The sequence below is a fragment of the Pseudomonas sp. 32A genome, assembly GCF_052682255.1.
On record NZ_JBQYLY010000001.1, the window covers coordinates 1,664,948 to 1,682,991 of the forward strand.

Here is an 18,044-nt window from a genome sequence, read left to right on the forward strand (position 1 = left end):
TGTATTCGGGAGCAAGCCCCCTCCCACATTTTTAACTGAGTTCGGCTCGAAATCGGCTAATACAAAAAAAGGGCGGCACCCTCACAGGTGCCGCCCTTTTTGTTGCCGCCGTTTTTAGAGCTTGGCGGCCAACAGCGCTTCGAGTTTTTCCTGGTCGCGGGCGAACTGACGAATGCCCTCGGCCAGCTTCTCGGTAGCCATCGCGTCTTCGTTGGATTCCCAACGGAACTGCGCTTCGGTCAGGTGCACACGCGCCTCACCGGCATGGCCTGGCGCCAGCTTGCGCTCCAGCTTGCCATTGTCGGCAGCCAGTTTTTCCAGCAAGTCCGGGCTGATGGTCAGGCGGTCGCAACCGGCCAACTCTTCGATCTGGCTCAGGTTACGGAAGCTCGCACCCATTACCACGGTCTTGTAGTCATTGGCCTTGTAGTAGTTGTAGATGCGCGTCACCGACTGCACGCCCGGATCCTCGGAACCGGTGTAGTCGTTGCCGTTGGCCTTCTTGTACCAGTCGTAGATACGGCCTACGAACGGCGAAATCAGGAACACGCCGGCTTCAGCGCAAGCCACGGCCTGAGCGAAAGAGAACAGCAGCGTCAGGTTGGTCTGGATGCCTTCCTTTTCCAGCTGCTCGGCGGCGCGGATGCCTTCCCAGGTGGACGCGATCTTGATCAGCACACGGTCGCGGCCAACGCCAGCCTTGTCGTACAGGTCGATCAGGCGATGCGCACGCTTGAGTACAGCGTCAGTGTCGAACGACAGACGGGCATCCACCTCGGTGGAAATACGGCCCGGCACCACTTTCAGGATTTCCTGGCCGACGGCTACCGCAAAACGGTCGCTCGCCAGGCCTACGTCGCCGTTGCAGTCGGCAACGCTCTCATCCAGCAGCTTGGCATAGCCTGGGATCGACGCGGCCTTGAGCAGCAGGGAAGGGTTAGTAGTGGCATCTTGCGGCTTGAGCTTGGCGAGGGTAGAAAAATCGCCGGTATCGGCTACTACAGTGGTGAATTGCTTGAGTTGTTCCAGCTTGGAAGTCATGGGCGTGCTCTGTCCTGTGGGTCTGATGACATTACCCGAGCGCTGACAGCCGCTCAAGGGCGCAAATGCATTCGATCGTTTGCGAGGGCAACAACCTGAAAACAGCCGTTTGAATCACCGGCCAATGCTGAATAGGAGGCCAAAACAGCCGGCAGGTTCAACCCAACTGCCCGATGACCACCCGGTCAAACGGTGGGAGCAGCCTTCCCCCATCTTCCTGACGTCCCCCCATCCAAATGTTGGAGCGGGCTTGCTCGCGAAGGCGTCGTGTCAGCCACCCAATAAACCCACTGACACCCAACTCACCGCCCCTCCAGCAACTCCCCGGCCTTATCCAGCAACGCCAACGGATCACTGGCCTTATGAATATCCACCGACAACAACTGCCGAAACTTCCGCGCCCCCGGAAAACCCGTCCCCAGCCCCAGCACGTGGCGCGTGATGTGGTGCATTGAGCCGCCTGTCGCCAGGTGTTCGGCTATATAAGGACGCAACTGCGCCAACGCCTCGGCGCGGGTGATCACAGGTGCAGTGCTGCCAAACAGCTGCTGATCCACCTCGGCCAGCAAATACGGATTGTGATAAGCCTCGCGGCCCAGCATCACGCCGTCGAACGTCTGTAGATGTTCCTGACACTGTTCGAGGGTCTTGATGCCGCCGTTGAGGATGATCTCCAGTTCAGGGAAATCTTGCTTCAACTGGGCGGCAACGTCGTAGCGCAATGGCGGGATATCCCGATTTTCCTTGGGTGACAGCCCTTCCAGAATGGCGATTCGCGCATGCACGGTGAAACTGGTGCAGCCCGCGTCCTTCACCTGGCCGACGAAATCGCACAGCTCGGCGTAACTGTCCCGGCCGTTGATGCCGATGCGGTGCTTTACCGTTACCGGGATTGAGACCGCGTCCTGCATCGCCTTTACGCAATCCGCCACCAGCGCAGGGTGTGCCATCAGGATCGCGCCGATCATGTTGTTTTGCACCCGGTCGCTGGGGCAGCCGACATTGAGGTTCACCTCGTCGTAACCGGCGTCCTGGGCCATGCGGGCGCAGGCGGCCAGGTCGGCGGGGACACTACCGCCCAACTGCAGGGCGAGTGGGTGCTCCGCCTCGTTATGGCGCAGGAAGCGTTCGTGGTCGCCGTGGAGGATTGCGCCGGTGGTGACCATCTCGGTGTAGAGGAGGGCGTTTTGGGAGAGGAGGCGCAGGAAGAAGCGGCAGTGTCTGTCCGTCCAGTCCATCATCGGAGCAACGGAGAAGCGACGGGAGAACGATGGCGTTGGTGCTATAGGTGAGGACATTAGGATCTGAGATGGATAAGGCGAAGGGCGGACAGTTTAACAGGAATGGGCGTGGTGCCGTGGTGGCCAGTGCCAGAGCTCCAGCCACCCTGGCACGGTTTTCAGCTTATTTCTTCTTTTTGTCGGGCGTCTGAGTCAGCGCCGAAGCCGCCACAGATTTCACATCCGGCGGAGTGGTGGGATCCGCCAGCAGCTTGGCTGCTTTTGAAGCGACGCTTTCACTGGTTTTTTCGTCTTTAGCCATTACTTGAGCTTCCCTCTACGTAGGCCGCAGGTTCATCTGAATTGATGCCTGGTCGGCTTTAATATGTAGGGGCTAACTGTTGATATCGCCAATCAGAATATGTGCCGGGATAATTCGTCGCCAAAACGATATCAACCTGAACCGATCCTGTCCCACGGCAAAGTTTCATAATTCCCACCGGCATTGAGGCCTACGCTCAGCCCATAGCCCAAAGGGAACTGAAAAATGATCTCCTATCTCGTCAAAGTCTTGATGATCGCTGGCACGTTGCTGTTGGCCGCTTGTTCGACGGGGTCGTCGGACGTGAGTAGCGACCCTTGTTTTTCAGGGGGATGCCAGGCGTTTGGGGACCATAGCCCCAGCAAGGCCGCCAAGATGAATTTTGGGGGCAGTGCGCTTGGGAGCAGTTACGGGGAATATGGTTCGGGGTTGATGCATGATGACTGACTGAGCGGGTGGGGCAGTCATTTACTCAGTGACTGACCCACCGCTTTCGCGAGCAAGCCCGCTCCCACATTGGATCGTGGGAGGGCTTAGTGACCGCCTTTCATACGTCGGGCGATCAGGTAGATGCCCAGGCCCACCAGCGCCGTAGCCGCGCCAATGTAGCCCGTGCTAGTCCACCCATATCCCGCCGTAATCGCCATCCCACCCAGCCACGGCCCCAGCGCGTTCGCCAGGTTAAACGCCGCGTGGTTGGACGCCGCCGCCAGGCTCGGTGCCTCATGCGCAATGTCCATCAAGCGGATTTGCAGCGGCGCGGCCATGGCGATCATGGTGCCGACCAGGCCAATACCCAGCAGTACGCCCCACAGCGAACTCGCGGCGAAGGTGAAGAAAATCAGCACGGCCATCGACCACACCATAATCCAGCCCACTGCGCGAAATTGCAGGCGATCGAACAGCTTGCCGCCGGCGATGTTTCCGATGATGCCGCCGACGCCAAACGCGGCCAGACCGAAGGGAATCCACTGCGGCGAGACTTTGGTCACTTCGAGCATGGTCGGCGCCAGGTAGCTGAACACGCAGAACATCCCGGCAAACCCAATAGCGCCAATCGACAGCGCCATCCATACCTGCGGTTTGGTGAAGGCGCGCAGTTCTTTGCGTGGATCGCTGCGGGGTTCGTCATGGCGATCCGGTACGAATTGCCAGACCAGCGCGATGGTGCACAGGGCGATGGCGCTGACCAGTGCAAACGCCGAGCGCCAGCCCAGGTGTTGACCGAGGAAGGTGGCGATGGGGTTGCCGAGCAGCATGGCCAGGGTCAGGCCCATCATCACTCGCGCGACGGCGCCTGCACGTTTGTCGTTGGGCACCATGCTGGAGGCGACCACCGCGGCGATGCCGAAGTAGGCGCCGTGGGGCAGGCCGCTGATAAAGCGGAAAGCCACCAGCGAGCCGAAGGTCGGGGTAAAGGCCGTGGCCAGGTTGCCGAGGGCATACAGTCCCATCAGCAGCAGGAGCATGTGTTTGCGCAGCAACTTGGCGCCGAGGATCGCCAGCAGCGGGGCGCCGACCATCACACCCAACGCGTAGGCGCTGATGGCGTGGCCCACTTGCGGCTCGCTGAGGTTGAGGTTGTGGGCGATGTCGGGCATCAGGCCCATGATGGCGAATTCGCCGGTGCCGATAGCGAACGCGCCCACGGCCATGGCAGCTTCCATTTTGGCGGCGCTGCGCGCGGGCAACACGTGCCCGGGTGTTTGGTGGATAGACATGGATCGCTCTGTTTGGATGGATGACACGGTGGAGAGCCGCCGATGCTACGCAAGCAGCGGCTAGGGTGTCTAGAACGCCCTTTTGCGCGAGCGTTCCATCTCTTTGGCGAAAGCCTTCATCCCGAGGTGTGCTCCTCCAGGAAGTCCAGCAAATGCCCGCAAAACACTTGCGGCGCTTCTTCCATCACGAAATGCCCGCAGTCAGCAATGATCGCCCCGCGCAGGTCAGATGCGCGCCCCTCCAGCGTCAGCAGCGGAGCGTCGTTGGTGGCGTGTTCGGCGCCGATGGCTAACACCGGCATTTCCAAAAGGCGAGTTGCTCGGCATTGGTTTTGTCGGATGGTTTCGGGAATCGCGCGGTAATAATCAAACCCTGCGCGCAGCCCACCAGGGGATGAATAGGCGCGGATGTAGACGTCGGAGGCGACGGCATCGCGGTGAAAGGCCCAACGATCAAACATGAAGTTGAGGTAGGTTTCTTCACGCCCGGTAATCAGCGCTTCGGGCAGGTCCTGGACTTGATTGAATAGAAAGTGCCAGAGAAAGATGTTCTGTTGCGGTGCGACGAATATCGGGGGCGGTGGGGCAAGGCCAGGTATGACGGCTTCGGTGAGGGTGAGGGTACGCACGGCCTGTGGCTGGTCACTTGCCAGCGCATAACCCACCCACATCCCGACGTCGTGCCCCACGACGTGGTAACGCGTGATATCAAGCGCCAGCAAGGCCCGGTGCAGTACACCGGCAATATTGCCGGTGTCGTAGCCCTTTTCAGGCTGATCTGAATTGCCCAGTCCTGGCGGGTCCACGGCGATAGCCTTGAAGCCCTTATCAGCCAAGGCTTGCATGACATGTCGGAAGGCGTACCAGGTTTGTGGCCAGCCCGGTATCAGCAACACGGGGGCGCCGCTGCCTGCCATCACGCAGTGGAGCTTCCTGCCATCAACCCGCACGTAATGATGAGTGAACCCGTCGGCGGTACTCAGGGATGTAGCCTTCGCTGCGTTCATGGGCGTGCCTCAAGCGGTTGAGTCAGGCCGAGCATGGCCTGGATTTGCTGCGGGTTTACCGGTGCTCCGGCGAAGTCGTCGAAGATGCGCTCGGTGACGCCGATGATGTGGCGGTTGATGAAATCAACGCCTTCCCGAGCGCCGTCCTCCTGGTTTTTCAGGCAGCACTCCCATTCCAGCGTCGCCCAGCCTGGGTAATCGTATTGGGCAAGCTTGGAAAAGATGCCTTTGAAATCCACCTGCCCATCCCCCAGTGAGCGGAAGCGTCCAGCGCGCTCGGCCCATGGGCTGTAGCCGCCGTAGATGCCTTGGCGGCCAGTGGCGTTGAACTCGGCATCCTTGACGTGAAACATGCGGATGAAAGATTGGTAAATGTCCAGGTAGCTCAGGTAATCCAACTGCTGCAGGACAAAGTGGCTAGGGTCGAACAGGATTTTGCAGCGCGAATGCTGACCTACGCGCTCATAGAAACGCTCGAAGCTGGTGCCGTCGTGCAGGTCCTCACTGGGGTGGATTTCGTAGCACAGGTTGACGCCGTTTTCTTCAGCCAAATCCAAAAGTGGTCGCCAGCGTCGGGCCAACTCGTCGAATGCCGCGTCGATCAGCCCTTCCGGGCGTTGGGGGAAGGGGAATAAATAGGGCCAGGCAAGAGAGCCGGAAAACGTGCCCAGGTCTGCGAGCCCCAGCCGTTGGGAGGCGATGATGCTCATCTGCATGCGTTCGATGGCCCACGCCGTGCGTGCCTTGGGGTTACCCCGCAAAGGCGCAGGGATGGACGCGTCCCACATCGCGTCGTAGGCAGGATGCACGGCGACCAACTGGCCGAAGATGTGGCTGGTCAGTTCGCTGACCTGCAAACCGTAGCCAGCGAGCTTGTCATTGATCTCATCGCAGTAGCTCTGGCTGCGGGCTGCCAGTTCTACGTCGAAGAAGCGGGTATCCCATGCGGGAATCTGCAGCGCTTTGAATCCCTTCGCTTTGGCCCACCCAGCGATGCTGTCCAGGCTGTTGAACGGCGGTTCGTCATGGCTGAATTGCGCCAGATGCAAGCTGGGGCCTTTAAGAGTACGCATCGAAATGCTCCAATTGTTTGTCGGTCGACAAAGAATAGGGGCGCAGGTTTGTTAACGTCAACCCGATATGCGTTAAAGTGACGAAATTACACCGACAGGTAACTGATTAATGGCCGGACGTCCGCGCGAATTTGATAGGGAAGCCGCTCTGGAACGCGCCATGTGGCTATTCTGGGAGCAAGGTTACGAGGGCACGAGCATGTCTGCGTTGGTCGCGGCCCTGGGGATTGCCTCGGCGAGGATCTATGCCGCTTTTGGCAGTAAAGAAGCGTTGTTCCGCGAGGCCGTGGCCTTGTATGAACAAGATGAAGGAGGTTTTGCTGGCCGTGCACTGCAGATAACGGGTGTGAGAGAGGCGATCAGGCGTATGTTGGACGATGCCATCACCACCTACACGCAACCCGGTCGGCCCAATGGTTGTCTGGTCGTCAGTGCCGCAACCAGTACCAGCCCGGACGGCGACGATATTCAGCAATGGTTGCGTGAACACCGCAGGCAACGCACCGATTCAATCATCGCCAGGCTGCAGCAAGCCAAGGCCTGCCAGGAGCTTGGCGAGGACGCAGATGTGCAGGCCATGGGCGATTTTTATGCGACCTTCCTGCACGGTATTTCGATTCAGGCGCGGGATGGTGTGCCTGTCGATCGCCTGCGTCAGTCGGTCGACCTGGCGTTAAGCCTGCTGCCCGCAGAACCACCGAGTCTAGAACAGACGCCCGTTCTCGTCCGAGCGTGATATTCTGCGCGCCATCTTGGTCTAGTCTCTATCGGGTACGTACATCCGTATACGTCCCGGCGGTTGGCTGTCGCCCAGGTAGCTGAAGCCAATAATGATAAGAAGTCAGCGCAGAAGGGACATAAAAGTGAGGTCGATACGTCGGCCTTGTGTGCCCACCCTGCGGTCCCCGAATGAATGTGCAAACCCCGCGGTGCGTTGCCTGGCGCAGCGTGATTGAGGGTTGCCCATGATCAGGGGCGGTGGGGCGGATGGCGTTTTATCATAGGTGCTACTGATGTTTAAAAAAGTAAACACTGCCCTGCTGGGGCTGGCTTTGTCGATGGGGATCACTTCCGTTCACGCGGAAGAGGCAAAGAAAGTCGATGTGCTGCTGATCGGCGGCGGCATCATGAGTGCAACCCTGGGTGTGTGGCTCAATGAGCTGCAACCGGATTGGTCGATGGAGATGGTCGAGCGCCTCGATGGCGTGGCCGAAGAAAGCTCCAACGGCTGGAACAACGCCGGTACCGGTCACTCGGCTTTGGCTGAGCTGAACTACACCCCGGAAGACAAGAACGGCAACGTTGAAATCCCGAAAGCGGTCGAGATCAACGAAGCGTTCCAGATCTCCCGTCAGTTCTGGTCCTGGCAGGTTCAGCAGGGCGTCCTGAAGAATCCGCGTTCGTTCATCAACTCCACTCCGCACATGAGCTTCGTGTGGGGCGATGACAACATCAAGTTCCTGAAGAAGCGTTACGAGGCGCTGCAAGCGAGCCCGCTGTTCGCCGGCATGCAGTACTCCGAAGACCCGGTTCAGATCAAGAAGTGGGTCCCGCTGATGATGGAAGGGCGTGACCCGAACCAGAAAATCGCGGCCACCTGGACCCCGATCGGTACGGACGTGAACTTCGGCGAGATCACCCGCCAGTTCGTCGCTCACCTGCAAACCACGCCGAAGTTCGACCTGAAACTGTCGAGCGAAGTGCAGGACATCACCAAGAACGCCGACGGTTCGTGGCGCGTCAGCTACAAGAACCTGAAAGACGGCACCAAGACTGAAACCGACGCCAAGTTCGTGTTCATCGGCGCGGGCGGCGGTGCACTGCACCTGCTGCAGAAGTCGGGCATTCCTGAAGCCAAGGAATACGCGGGCTTCCCTGTTGGCGGTTCGTTCCTGGTGACCGATAACGCAACGATTGCCGAGCAGCACCTGGCCAAGGCCTACGGTAAAGCTTCGGTTGGCGCACCGCCGATGTCGGTTCCGCACCTGGACACCCGCGTGCTGGATGGCAAGCGCGTGATTCTGTTTGGCCCATTCGCGACCTTCTCGACCAAGTTCCTGAAAGAAGGCTCGTACCTGGACCTGCTGACCAGCACCACCACCCACAACATCTGGCCAATGACCAAAGTCGGTATCCGCGAATACCCACTGGTCGAGTACCTCGCCGGCCAACTGATGCTGTCGGATGACGACCGCTTCAAGGCGCTGCAAGAGTACTTCCCGAACGCCAAGAAAGAAGACTGGCGCCTGTGGCAAGCCGGTCAGCGTGTGCAGATCATCAAGCGTGACGAAGAGCAGGGCGGCGTCCTGAAACTCGGTACCGAAGTGGTCAGCTCGGCTGACAACACCATTGCAGGCCTGTTGGGTGCATCGCCAGGCGCATCCACCGCGGCTCCGATCATGCTGACCGTGCTGCAGAAAGTGTTCAAGGAACAGGTTGCTTCCCCGGCCTGGCAGGAAAAGCTGCACCAGATCGTGCCTAGCTACGGCACCAAGCTGAACGACAGCCCGGAAGCTGTGGCTAAAGAATGGGCTTACACCGCCAACATTCTGCAGCTGACGCCTCCGCCAGCGATTCCGCAACTGACTGCTCCAAAAGCCACCGAGGCTGCCAAGCCTGCGGCTGAGCCGAGCAAGCCAGCTTCTGACATCGCTTTGTAAGACGTTGGCGAGGTCCTGATTCAGGATCAACCCGATGTAAAAAAAGCCCGCTGAACCGGTAACGGTCAGCGGGCTTTTTGCAGGTGTTACCAGCGCGCGGGCAACTCGACCTGGCGCTCTGCAGCTGCCAACGCTGCCTTCAGTCCCGCTTTATCCAGAGGTATGCAGTACGCCGGCTTGGCGCGTTCAAACCGCCAGCTCTCATCCAGCCCACCGGCATCTACGGCGTCGAAGCCGATCTCGTCCAGCAGGGCGATGACTTGCGCCTTGGCTGCCGGGTCGTCCGCTGCGACCGGGAGCGCACGCCGGTCCGGCGCACCGCGGGTGCGGGCGTCCTGGGTCAGGTCCGGCGCCAGGATGGCATTGAACACTTTCACCACCTTCGACTGCGACAGGTGCTCGGCCACCAACCGGCTGGTGGTGGTTTCGAAACGGTCGAGCACGGGAATATGGCCGTCGCGATTCGGGTAGTAGTTGTTGGCATCCATCACGGTTTTGCCTTCCAGCCACTGCGCCGGCACGCTGCGGTAATGCTCGAACGGGATGGCCAGCAGCACTAATTCGCCAAATTGCGCCGCCTCTTGCGCGGTGCCCACTTGAACCCCACGAATGCCACTCAGCACGCTGCTCATGGACTGCGGGCCACGGGAGTTGCTCAACATCACTTCATGGCCGGCGGCCAACGCCAATTGCGCAACAGCGCGTCCGATAAAGCCTGCTCCGATGATGCCAATTTTCATGTCGGTGCTCCTTGGTTGAGGGAGCCGTTATGATGATTGGCTACTGGATGAGGATAAATGGCCGTTCTGGTCTGAGTGTTGTTACTGGGAGTGGTGAATGATGGATCGCCTTTCAAGCATGAGTGCCTTTGTGATGGCTGCCGAGCTGGGGTCCTACGCCCGGGCCGCCGAGCGCCTGGAAATGTCGCCACAGATGGTGGCCAAGCATGTGGCGGCCCTGGAGCAGCGCCTGGGCGCACGCTTGCTCAACCGCACCACGCGCCGGCAAAGCCTGACGGAACTGGGAAGCGCGTACTACGAGCGTTGCAAACATATCCTGACGGAAGCAGAGGCGGCGGACTCCCTCGCGCAGATCATGAACGACACGCCACGGGGCAAGCTCAAGGTCAGCGCGCCCGTGACCTTTGGCTCTTACAGCCTGATGCCACTGGTGACCGAATTTTTACGGGACAACCCCGAGGTCGAAATCGACCTGCACCTGACCGACCGATTTGTCGACCTGGTGGAGGAGGGCTACGAGGTGGCGATTCGCATCGGCCCGCTGGCGAACAGCAGCCTTACCGCCAGGCCGCTGCAGCCTTACCGCCTGGTGGTCTGCGCGTCGCCGAAGTACCTGGCCGAGCGAGGCACGCCACTCACGCCCGCAGACCTTGAACACCACGAGTGCCTGGGATACGCCTACTGGTCACGCCCGGCTGATCGCGAATGGTCGTTCTACCAAGACTCCATCCTGCACAAGGCCCAGGTCGCCAGCCGCCTGCATGTGAATGAAAGCCGGGCGTTGATGACTGCGGCGCTGGATGGTTTTGGGATTGTCCTGGGGCCAGAAGATTTTTTACGCTCGGCCCTGAAGCGTGGCGAACTGGTGCGCTTGCTGCCAGAGTTTGAAGCGCCAAGCCGGCAGATGCATTTGCTCTACACGGCGAACCGCCAGCGCACCGCCAAGCTGCGGCGATTTGTCGATGCGGTGCTGCTGCGTTTCGGCCCGCCCTAGACGCTGAAGCCGGCTTTGACCTGCTCATACAGGTGCAGTGCCAACAGGTTGCTGCTGTCGCCAAGCAGGTACAGGTGATGCAGCGGCAGCGGCGGCAGTTCAACTCCAGCAATCTGGCGCGTCAATCCTTTACCCATCCGGCTCTCTTCCACCAACCCCACCGCCATGCCACTGCGGATGCAGGCTTCAACGGCCGGCGAACTCGCGCTTTCCAGCAGCACCCGATAGTAAGTGCCGTGCTCTTTCAAAGCCCGAATCGCTGCGGCGCGATAGGGGCAACCCGAGAGTTGCACGGCAATCGGCAGCGGCGCCTGCGGTGGATAGCTGAAGTGTTCGGCGGCGACCCATAGCGGCTGGATTTCCCCCAGGCGCTCGCCTTGCTCCAAGGGCTGGGCGCTGACAATCAGGGCCAGGTCCAACTGCTTGCTGCTGAACAACGTCAGCAGTTCGCCACTCGAGCGCGCTTCTACCTCCAGCTCCAACAGTGGGTTGTCGGCGACCAGGCGGGGCAGAAAGTCCTGCATGAAGTCCGGGGCATATGAATCAGGTAGACCCAGGCGGATTTTGCCCTGCATGCGTTGCGGCGTGAGCGAGGCCAGCAAGCGGTCGTGGCTCTTGAGAAACTCGGCGGTTTCGCCCAAAAGTTTCTTGCCGTACATGGTCAGCTCAACCCCTTGGTTGCTGCGGCTGAACAGGCGTTGGCCGACCTGATCTTCGAGCTTTTTGATTTGCGTGGTCACCGTCGAAGCACTGCGGTGCACGTGATTGGCCGCTTCGTTGAATCGCTGAAAGCGGGCAACGGCGTGGAAGGTACGCAATAGATCAATGTTCAGTTGTTTGCTCATGGTTTCACTTTTCAGGATTAGTGGTGCAGCTTATTCAAATATACAGAATCATGCGCGGCACTTAGCCTTTCGGTCAATCAAGCGAACCGGAGGCTCAATGAAACGATCGACCTTAGGGCTGCTGCTGTTACAGATGGTGTTCGTGCTGTCTTGGAGTTCGGGCTTTATCGGCGCGAAGTTGGCAACCCAGAGTGACGGCATTTTCAATGTGCTGTTCTGGCGTTTTTTACTGGTGTCGTTGTGCCTGGCGCTGTTTTTGAACGTGCGGCTGCTGAAAATTTCCTGGGCGCAGGTCCGCCATCACGTGGTGATTGGTTTCCTCTCGCAGTTTCTGTATTTGACCTGTGTCTACGTGGCGATCCAGAACGGCTTGCCGCCGGGGATAGCGGCGATCATCGCGGCATTGCAGCCGTTGATGACGGCAGCGCTGTCATCGGGCAGCGTGGCCGAGCGCAGTGGTGGCTGGCAATGGCTGGGGTTGATGATCGGTTTTACCGGCGTGTCGATTGTGATCGCGGGTCAGTACCGCAACAGCGGGGTCGAAGTCGGGTTGGTCATGTATTTACTGCCCCTGGTGTCGGCGCTCGGTCTGACCGTGGCCACGCTGTACGAACGCCGGTCGGCTCAGATTGAGTCCGGTAACCTCAGCCTGGCGCTGTTTATTCAGTCATTGCTGACCTTGATCGGATTTGCGGCGGCAGTGCTGTACACAGACACGCTGAGCATTCCCCGGGCTCCCGGTGTGTGGGTTTCCATCATTTGGCTGACGGTGTTTTCAACCTTTGTGGCGTACCTGAGTTTGTGGATGTTGCTGCGGGTCATGACCGCCACCCATGTGGCGGCATTGGTGTACCTGGAACCACCGGTGACACTGGTGTGGGCTGCACTGATGTTTGGCGATGTGATTTATGCATCGACGTATGTAGGAATCGCGGTGGTGGTGGCGGGGCTGATTTTGGTGCGTTTGAAGCAACCGGTCGCAGCGTGTACATCCTGAAAAGGTCAGTTTTTCTTTACCTGCCGTCCGCCCGTGGGTTCAGCAAGCTGACAGTTTGCACCTGTTAAAAAGTCTTATAGCCAAGCAGGAGCGCGGCTGGAACAAGGGGGCATTTTTTCTGGTGTAAACGCTGGGCGGTGACGCCCGAGGATTCTGTATGTTGTTACGTTATGCGGCATTGGCGGCTCTGGTCGTCGCGGCTTCCGGGTGTGTAGAGGAGCGGGTCGTGCATGATCGACGACCGGTGCAGCGTGAATATGTAGAAGTCGTCGCGCCGCAACCGCCGCCGGTGCAGGTCATTGAGGTTGAGCCCGAAGGGCGGCCAGGTTATGTGTGGTCGCGTGGCTACTGGCGTTGGGAAGGTGGGCGCTATGTGGCGGTGCATGGTCACTGGGAGCCGGAGCGCCCGGGCTATCGCTATGTGCATCCGCACTGGGTACAGCGCAATGACGGCTATCACTGGCAAGGCGGCGGTTGGGTTCGCTGACCGATTTCCAATGGCTTAAATCGGCTTCTTCGTACCCAGAAGCCGAACTTCCCTGAGCAGCGCCGCGCCCAACTGGCCGGTGCCAAGCTCCTTGTAACCTACAGCTTTAACATCGCCATTCTCTTCCGCCTGGATGAGGATCACTGGTGTTTCCTTGCCGGTGCCTTCGTCGACATGCATGGCGTACTGCGGGATATCCAGCTTGATCGGCGTGCCTGCCGCCTTGCCCTTCACATTGATCAGAAACGCCGCACAACCGGTGTCCACATCCTGGCTGGTAGCGGATCGGCCGCTGACGAAGCAGGTGTCGGGCAGGTCGGGCCAGGTGATAGCTTCGGCGAGGGCGAGGGAGGGCATCAGCGTCAGGAAAAGTAGCGGAAGTTTGCGCACGTTGGTTCTTCCAGATTTGGGTCAGTCGTCATGCATATGACGTGGATAGGCCATAGGTTTGTTGTTCATTGACCAGGTGCCTTGGGCAAACTTTTGGATGCACTGAGTAGCGCCAGGCAGTAAAAAGATAGCCCAACCGCTTTCTTCCCGGCATCGAATACTGCTGCTCAAAGAGATACAACATATGACCGACCGCCACCTCATCATCCCCGCCTCCATGCACCCCATCGTCGAACGCGCCGGCTACGTCCCGGCCGTAAAAGTCGGCAAGACCCTGTACTGCGCAGGGCAGGTCGGCCGCACGGAAAACCTGGAAGTCATCACCGATCCCGAGGCGCAGTTCATCGCAGCCTGGGAGAGCCTGCGGCTGGTATTGGAGGAGGGCGGGTGTACCTTCGAAGACGTGGTCGACATGACCACCTACCACGTGAACCTGAGCGAACACATGGCGGTTTTCCGTGAAGTGAAAAACCGCCTGTTCCCGCGAGGGTTGTGCGCCTGGACGGTCATTGGCGTATCAGAACTGGCCAATCCAGGCTTGCTGCTGGAGATCAAGTGCGTAGCGGTTCAGCGCTGACTCACTGCACCACGCGGTAGCACGGTACATACGCCGCACCGCCCGGCAGTTTCATCCGGTGCTGTTCCACAAACGCCTTCAGCAACTCGTCCAGCGGCTTCATGATTGCCGGGTCGCCATGAATCTCATACGGCCCGTTCTGCTCGATCAGGCGGATGCCCTTGTCCTTGACGTTGCCCGCCACGATCCCGGAGAACGCCCGGCGCAGGTTGGCCGCCAGTTCGTGGGGCGGCAGGGCGTGGCTCAGTTGCAGGCTGGCCATGTTGGCGTGGGTCGGGTCGAACGGGCGCTGGAAGCCTTCGTCGATCTTCAGCAGCCAGTTGAAGTGGAACGCGTCGTTGCGCTCGCGGCGGAACTGTTTGACCGCTTTCAAGCCGACGGTCATCTGCCGTGCCACTTCAGCCGGGTCGTCGATGATGATCTGGTAGTGGGCTTGTGCCGCTTCGCCGAGGGTTGCGCCGACAAACGCGTGCAGCTGTTGCAGGTACGGCGCGGCGTGTTTCGGCCCGGTAAGGATCACCGGGAACGGCACATCGCGGTTGTCCGGGTGCATCAGGATGCCCAGCAGGTACAGGAACTCTTCGGCAGTGCCGGCGCCCCCCGGGAAGATGATGATGCCGTGGCCGACGCGCACGAAGGCTTCCAGGCGCTTTTCGATGTCCGGCAAAATCACCAGCTCATTCACGATCGGGTTCGGCGCCTCGGCGGCGATGATCCCGGGCTCGGTCAGGCCCAGGTAGCGCCCGCCGGTAATGCGTTGCTTGGCGTGGGAAATGGTCGCGCCCTTCATCGGGCCTTTCATCACGCCGGGGCCGCAGCCGGTGCACACGTCGAGGCTGCGCAGGCCCAGCTCGTGGCCGACCTTCTTGGTGTATTTGTATTCTTCGGTATTGATCGAGTGCCCGCCCCAGCACACCACGATCTTCGGCTCGACGCCCGGGCGCAGGGTACGGGCGTTGCGCAGCAGGTGGAACACGTAGTCGGTGATGCCCTGGGAGCTGCTCAGGTCGATGCGCTGGCTGTCCAATTCGTTTTCGGTGTAGACGATGTCGCGCAGGGCGCTGAACAGCATTTCCCGGGTACTGGCGATCATTTCGCCATCGACGAAAGCGTCGGCCGGAGCGTTCAGCAGTTCCAGGCGCACGCCGCGGTCCTGCTGGTGGATGCGCACTTCGAAGTCTTTATAAGCGTCGAGGATGGTCTTGGCGTTGTCGATGTGCGCGCCGGTGTTGAGGATGGCCAGGGCGCATTGACGGAAGAGGGTATAGATGCTGCCGGTACCGGCTTCGCTCAGTTGCTGGACTTCACGTTGCGACAGCGTTTCAAGGCTGCCTTTAGGGCTTACGGAGGCATTGATGACTTGTCTTTGGGGCATTCTGATTCCCTGAAAGCACGGCCACCGGACCATGCATGGCCAGTGGCTTGAGGATAGTGCGCGCCGTGTTCGGTCGCATTGGACTGGCATTTTCCCCGGCACTGGAGCCGAGCGCAAACACCGTCGCGCACCATCATGCCGCAGAAGTTACTGAATCAGCTTCCAGTTTTTGTAGAAAAACCGCCGCAAGGTAAAGACGGCTCCGGCAAAAGCCGCGATCAGGCCGTTAAGCAAGGACGGTATCAGGGTTGGCCGCACGATATCGATGAACAGGCAGTAGCGCTTGGCATCGTTCTTGTTGAAGGAAGCGTGCATCAGCGTGTCGTCGAAGATAAACAGCGGGTCATCGTGCCAGTAGTGCTTGTGCTTGCCGACCTGGATGTACACGCCGTCGTGATGGGGCGCCGGTGCCATGTTGTAGAGCACGCGGAACATCATGCGCAGCGGGCCGAAGTGAAACGAGGTTGAACGGTTTTCGTTGAACACCGACACGCCGATGGTTTTCACGTAGGGCAGTTTTTCCCGCAGTTGCGGGATATCCAGGGTGGTCTCGATCGGACGGCCGTACCATTGGAAAAACAGCATGCCGCGTTTTTTCTCGGCCATGCGCTCATCCAGGTACTGGATGATCTCGTCCTTGTTGGCCATGGCGTCGTCGATCACCTTTTGCAGGTCTTCGCGCCAGGCCGGCGGCAGGTCGTTCATTTTATAAACGTGGCGATTACGCTGGCTCAACAAATCGAACAGCGTGTTGAACGGTGCCAGCAGCCAGGTATTGCGCCCGTTGCCGATGAAATACTTCTTGATGGTCTCACCGTCGTACAGGCCATTGCGCAGGAAGTCATACAGCCCACAGAAAACCACCAGCAGCAGAAAAACCAGAGTGGTCTTCGGGAAGCAATAAATGAACAGCAATACGCCAAGGACCCAAGCGGCGGATACCAGGCGTTTGCGGATGACGCTCTTACTCATGAAACCGGGCTCCATCGGGCGGTTTTCGATTGCTTCAAAACCGTCCGCGATTGACTGGCAGGCCAGGCAAAGGAATCAGTCAACCCGTGGGGCATCATGCCCAGGCTGAAACATATCGAAATAATATGGTCATGATAGGGTGTTATCGCCCTCACGTGGCGTTTTAAATGCTGGAAATTTGTGAAGTCGCTGCACAGATTTTTACCGTTGTTCCCCTAAAATACCTCGGCGGATGGCCAGGTCGGCGGTGTTGCGGATAGCATTTTGTGAACAGAAGATTTGCGACTATCGTGACGCTTCGGTTTTCCGGGCGTCATAGACCGGTACGATTGACGCTGTAATGGCCACCATTGGCCTTCGGCACCTTGGAAGAGGCAGAAATTTTATGATCATCAAACCGCGGGTTCGTGGCTTTATCTGTGTGACCGCTCACCCGGTTGGCTGTGAAGCGAATGTCAAAGAGCAGATCGACTACGTGACCGAACACGGTGCCATTGAAGGCGGCCCGAAAAAGGTGCTGGTCCTCGGGGCTTCCACCGGCTACGGCCTGGCCGCGCGCATCAGCGCTGCCTTTGGCTGCGGCGCCGACACCCTGGGCGTGTTTTTTGAGAAAGAAGGCGAAGAAGGCAAGCTCAGCTCTGCCGGCTGGTACAACAGCGCCGCCTTCGAGAAGTTTGCGCTGGAAAAAGGCCTGTATGCCAAGAGCATCAACGGCGATGCGTTCTCCGACGAGATCAAGCGCCTGACCATCGAAACCATCAAGAAAGACCTGGGCAAGATCGACCTGGTGGTCTACAGCCTGGCTGCGCCACGCCGTACCGACCCGCAAGGCGTGGTGCACAACTCCACCCTGAAACCGATCGGCAAGGCCGTGACCCTGCGCGGCATCAACACCGACAAGGGCATCGTGGTCGACACCACCCTTGAGCCGGCTACCCAGGAAGAAATCGACGGCACCGTGAAGGTCATGGGCGGCGAAGACTGGCAGCTGTGGATCGACGCCCTGCGTGACGCCGACGTGTTGGCCGAAGGCGCCAAGACCACCGCGTTCACCTACCTCGGCGAGAAGCTGACCCAGGATATCTACTGGAACGGTTCCATCGGCGAAGCCAAGAAGGACCTCGACAAGAAAGTCCTGACCCTGCGCGAAAACCTGGCTGCACTGAAGGGCGACGCCCGCGTGTCGGTACTCAAGGCCGTGGTGACCCAGGCCAGTTCGGCGATTCCGATCATGCCGCTGTACCTGTCGCTGCTGTTTAAAGTGATGAAAGAGCAGGGCACCCACGAAGGGTGCATCGAGCAGGTCTACGGCCTGTTCAAGGACAGCCTGTATGGCAAAGAGCCCAAGCTCGACGCCGATGGCCGCCTGCGTGCCGACCTCGCGGAACTTGAGCCGAAGGTTCAGGACGCGGTAGCGGCCCTGTGGAATCAGGTCTCCGATGACAACGTCAACGAGATCAGCGATTTTGCCGGCTACAAGGCGGAGTTCCTGCGCCTGTTCGGTTTCGAGATCGACGGCGTGGACTACGACGCTGACGTCAATCCGACCGTGAAGATCAAGGGCCTGGTTCAGGCTTAAGCGCTTCGGGTAATGAGAAAGCGGCCTCCAGGGGCCGCTTTTTT

At 59.5% G+C, this 18,044-nt stretch carries 19 protein-coding genes; 8 read left to right on the forward strand and 11 right to left on the reverse strand.

What is annotated here, in order from left to right:
• Positions 1-114 precede the first annotated feature (114 nt).
• From tal to ACUN0G_RS07610, 3 genes are all read right to left on the reverse strand, one after another.
• A complete protein-coding gene (tal, locus tag ACUN0G_RS07600; RefSeq protein WP_445573028.1) occupies positions 115-1,041 on the reverse strand; it encodes a transaldolase in 927 nt (308 codons plus the stop codon).
• A gap of 302 nt (positions 1,042-1,343) precedes the next feature.
• Positions 1,344-2,339, reverse strand: a complete 996-nt coding sequence (dusA, locus tag ACUN0G_RS07605) for a tRNA dihydrouridine(20/20a) synthase DusA (RefSeq protein WP_445573029.1) — start codon at positions 2,337-2,339, stop codon at positions 1,344-1,346.
• Positions 2,340-2,445: 106 nt separating this feature from the next.
• Positions 2,446-2,583 (reverse strand): hypothetical protein, encoded by a 138-nt coding sequence (locus ACUN0G_RS07610; protein ID WP_445573030.1) that lies wholly within the window; start codon positions 2,581-2,583, stop codon positions 2,446-2,448.
• Between the two features lie 225 nt (positions 2,584-2,808).
• Between ACUN0G_RS07610 and ACUN0G_RS07615 the strand changes: the two genes are divergently transcribed.
• The gene (locus ACUN0G_RS07615) at positions 2,809-3,030 is read left to right on the forward strand and encodes a hypothetical protein (RefSeq protein WP_445573031.1); all 222 of its coding nucleotides are present in this window, start codon (positions 2,809-2,811) and stop codon (positions 3,028-3,030) included.
• A gap of 86 nt (positions 3,031-3,116) precedes the next feature.
• Here ACUN0G_RS07615 and ACUN0G_RS07620 read toward each other — a convergent pair whose 3' ends face one another.
• The 3 genes from ACUN0G_RS07620 to ACUN0G_RS07630 all read right to left on the reverse strand — a co-directional run bounded on the left by ACUN0G_RS07620 (position 3,117) and on the right by ACUN0G_RS07630 (position 6,384).
• The gene (locus ACUN0G_RS07620) at positions 3,117-4,304 is read right to left on the reverse strand and encodes an MFS transporter (protein WP_445573032.1); all 1,188 of its coding nucleotides are present in this window, start codon (positions 4,302-4,304) and stop codon (positions 3,117-3,119) included.
• A 116-nt stretch (positions 4,305-4,420) separates the two neighbouring features.
• Positions 4,421-5,221 (reverse strand): alpha/beta fold hydrolase, encoded by an 801-nt coding sequence (locus tag ACUN0G_RS07625; RefSeq protein WP_445575528.1) that lies wholly within the window; start codon positions 5,219-5,221, stop codon positions 4,421-4,423.
• A gap of 86 nt (positions 5,222-5,307) precedes the next feature.
• Complete coding sequence (locus tag ACUN0G_RS07630) at positions 5,308-6,384, reverse strand: sugar phosphate isomerase/epimerase family protein (protein ID WP_445573033.1); 1,077 nt, start codon at positions 6,382-6,384, stop codon at positions 5,308-5,310.
• A 109-nt stretch (positions 6,385-6,493) separates the two neighbouring features.
• Here ACUN0G_RS07630 and ACUN0G_RS07635 point away from each other — a divergent pair, with 109 nt between their 5' ends.
• Complete coding sequence (locus ACUN0G_RS07635; RefSeq protein WP_445573034.1) at positions 6,494-7,120, forward strand: TetR/AcrR family transcriptional regulator; 627 nt, start codon at positions 6,494-6,496, stop codon at positions 7,118-7,120.
• A gap of 277 nt (positions 7,121-7,397) precedes the next feature.
• On the forward strand, positions 7,398-9,044 hold the full coding sequence (mqo, locus tag ACUN0G_RS07640) for a malate dehydrogenase (quinone) (RefSeq protein ID WP_017477287.1): 1,647 nt from the start codon (positions 7,398-7,400) through the stop codon (positions 9,042-9,044).
• Positions 9,045-9,130: 86 nt separating this feature from the next.
• Here mqo and ACUN0G_RS07645 read toward each other — a convergent pair whose 3' ends face one another.
• Entirely contained in the window at positions 9,131-9,784 is a 654-nt protein-coding gene (locus tag ACUN0G_RS07645) for an NADPH-dependent F420 reductase (protein WP_445573035.1), read from the reverse strand.
• 97 nt (positions 9,785-9,881) lie between these two features.
• Between ACUN0G_RS07645 and ACUN0G_RS07650 the strand changes: the two genes are divergently transcribed.
• Positions 9,882-10,778 carry a LysR family transcriptional regulator gene (locus ACUN0G_RS07650; RefSeq protein WP_445573036.1) on the forward strand — a complete coding sequence of 299 codons (897 nt, stop codon included), beginning with the start codon at positions 9,882-9,884 and terminating at the stop codon, positions 10,776-10,778.
• Here ACUN0G_RS07650 and ACUN0G_RS07655 read toward each other — a convergent pair.
• Positions 10,775-11,623 carry a LysR family transcriptional regulator gene (locus tag ACUN0G_RS07655; protein WP_445573037.1) on the reverse strand — a complete coding sequence of 283 codons (849 nt, stop codon included), beginning with the start codon at positions 11,621-11,623 and terminating at the stop codon, positions 10,775-10,777. The genes ACUN0G_RS07650 and ACUN0G_RS07655 overlap by 4 nt on opposite strands.
• A gap of 97 nt (positions 11,624-11,720) precedes the next feature.
• Between ACUN0G_RS07655 and ACUN0G_RS07660 the strand changes: the two genes are divergently transcribed.
• Entirely contained in the window at positions 11,721-12,620 is a 900-nt protein-coding gene (locus ACUN0G_RS07660; protein WP_445573038.1) for a DMT family transporter, read from the forward strand.
• Positions 12,621-12,777: 157 nt separating this feature from the next.
• Positions 12,778-13,107 carry a YXWGXW repeat-containing protein gene (locus ACUN0G_RS07665; RefSeq protein ID WP_219272469.1) on the forward strand — a complete coding sequence of 110 codons (330 nt, stop codon included), beginning with the start codon at positions 12,778-12,780 and terminating at the stop codon, positions 13,105-13,107.
• 15 nt (positions 13,108-13,122) lie between these two features.
• Here the strand turns inward: ACUN0G_RS07665 and ACUN0G_RS07670 are convergent, their stop codons facing one another.
• Entirely contained in the window at positions 13,123-13,464 is a 342-nt protein-coding gene (locus tag ACUN0G_RS07670) for a hypothetical protein (RefSeq protein ID WP_063034030.1), read from the reverse strand.
• 217 nt (positions 13,465-13,681) lie between these two features.
• Between ACUN0G_RS07670 and ACUN0G_RS07675 the strand changes: the two genes are divergently transcribed.
• Positions 13,682-14,074 (forward strand): RidA family protein, encoded by a 393-nt coding sequence (locus ACUN0G_RS07675; protein ID WP_258344456.1) that lies wholly within the window; start codon positions 13,682-13,684, stop codon positions 14,072-14,074.
• A 1-nt stretch (position 14,075) separates the two neighbouring features.
• Here ACUN0G_RS07675 and ppnN read toward each other — a convergent pair whose 3' ends face one another.
• Together ppnN and ACUN0G_RS07685 are read right to left on the reverse strand one after the other, a co-directional pair.
• The gene (gene ppnN / locus ACUN0G_RS07680; protein WP_003218868.1) at positions 14,076-15,449 is read right to left on the reverse strand and encodes a nucleotide 5'-monophosphate nucleosidase PpnN; all 1,374 of its coding nucleotides are present in this window, start codon (positions 15,447-15,449) and stop codon (positions 14,076-14,078) included.
• 147 nt (positions 15,450-15,596) lie between these two features.
• Positions 15,597-16,421 (reverse strand): aspartyl/asparaginyl beta-hydroxylase domain-containing protein, encoded by an 825-nt coding sequence (locus ACUN0G_RS07685; protein ID WP_445573039.1) that lies wholly within the window; start codon positions 16,419-16,421, stop codon positions 15,597-15,599.
• A 385-nt stretch (positions 16,422-16,806) separates the two neighbouring features.
• On the opposite strand from ACUN0G_RS07685, the gene fabV reads away from it, so the two are divergent.
• On the forward strand, positions 16,807-18,000 hold the full coding sequence (gene fabV, locus ACUN0G_RS07690; protein ID WP_258344459.1) for an enoyl-ACP reductase FabV: 1,194 nt from the start codon (positions 16,807-16,809) through the stop codon (positions 17,998-18,000).
• Positions 18,001-18,044: the final 44 nt, after the last annotated feature.

Bases quoted from the DNA above. Each gene is read 5' to 3' on its own strand.
- tal (WP_445573028.1), bottom strand. From the start codon at position 1,041: ATGACTTCCAAGCTGGAACAACTCAAGCAATTCACCACTGTAGTAGCC.
- dusA (WP_445573029.1), bottom strand. From the start codon at position 2,339: ATGTCCTCACCTATAGCACCAACGCCATCGTTCTCCCGTCGCTTCTCC.
- ACUN0G_RS07610 (WP_445573030.1), bottom strand. From the start codon at position 2,583: ATGGCTAAAGACGAAAAAACCAGTGAAAGCGTCGCTTCAAAAGCAGCC.
- ACUN0G_RS07615 (WP_445573031.1), top strand. From the start codon at position 2,809: ATGATCTCCTATCTCGTCAAAGTCTTGATGATCGCTGGCACGTTGCTG.
- ACUN0G_RS07620 (WP_445573032.1), bottom strand. From the start codon at position 4,304: ATGTCTATCCACCAAACACCCGGGCACGTGTTGCCCGCGCGCAGCGCC.
- ACUN0G_RS07625 (WP_445575528.1), bottom strand. From the start codon at position 5,221: ATGGCAGGCAGCGGCGCCCCCGTGTTGCTGATACCGGGCTGGCCACAA.
- ACUN0G_RS07630 (WP_445573033.1), bottom strand. From the start codon at position 6,384: ATGCGTACTCTTAAAGGCCCCAGCTTGCATCTGGCGCAATTCAGCCAT.
- ACUN0G_RS07635 (WP_445573034.1), top strand. From the start codon at position 6,494: ATGGCCGGACGTCCGCGCGAATTTGATAGGGAAGCCGCTCTGGAACGC.
- mqo (WP_017477287.1), top strand. From the start codon at position 7,398: ATGTTTAAAAAAGTAAACACTGCCCTGCTGGGGCTGGCTTTGTCGATG.
- ACUN0G_RS07645 (WP_445573035.1), bottom strand. From the start codon at position 9,784: ATGAAAATTGGCATCATCGGAGCAGGCTTTATCGGACGCGCTGTTGCG.
- ACUN0G_RS07650 (WP_445573036.1), top strand. From the start codon at position 9,882: ATGATGGATCGCCTTTCAAGCATGAGTGCCTTTGTGATGGCTGCCGAG.
- ACUN0G_RS07655 (WP_445573037.1), bottom strand. From the start codon at position 11,623: ATGAGCAAACAACTGAACATTGATCTATTGCGTACCTTCCACGCCGTT.
- ACUN0G_RS07660 (WP_445573038.1), top strand. From the start codon at position 11,721: ATGAAACGATCGACCTTAGGGCTGCTGCTGTTACAGATGGTGTTCGTG.
- ACUN0G_RS07665 (WP_219272469.1), top strand. From the start codon at position 12,778: ATGTTGTTACGTTATGCGGCATTGGCGGCTCTGGTCGTCGCGGCTTCC.
- ACUN0G_RS07670 (WP_063034030.1), bottom strand. From the start codon at position 13,464: ATGCCCTCCCTCGCCCTCGCCGAAGCTATCACCTGGCCCGACCTGCCC.
- ACUN0G_RS07675 (WP_258344456.1), top strand. From the start codon at position 13,682: ATGACCGACCGCCACCTCATCATCCCCGCCTCCATGCACCCCATCGTC.
- ppnN (WP_003218868.1), bottom strand. From the start codon at position 15,449: ATGCCCCAAAGACAAGTCATCAATGCCTCCGTAAGCCCTAAAGGCAGC.
- ACUN0G_RS07685 (WP_445573039.1), bottom strand. From the start codon at position 16,421: ATGAGTAAGAGCGTCATCCGCAAACGCCTGGTATCCGCCGCTTGGGTC.
- fabV (WP_258344459.1), top strand. From the start codon at position 16,807: ATGATCATCAAACCGCGGGTTCGTGGCTTTATCTGTGTGACCGCTCAC.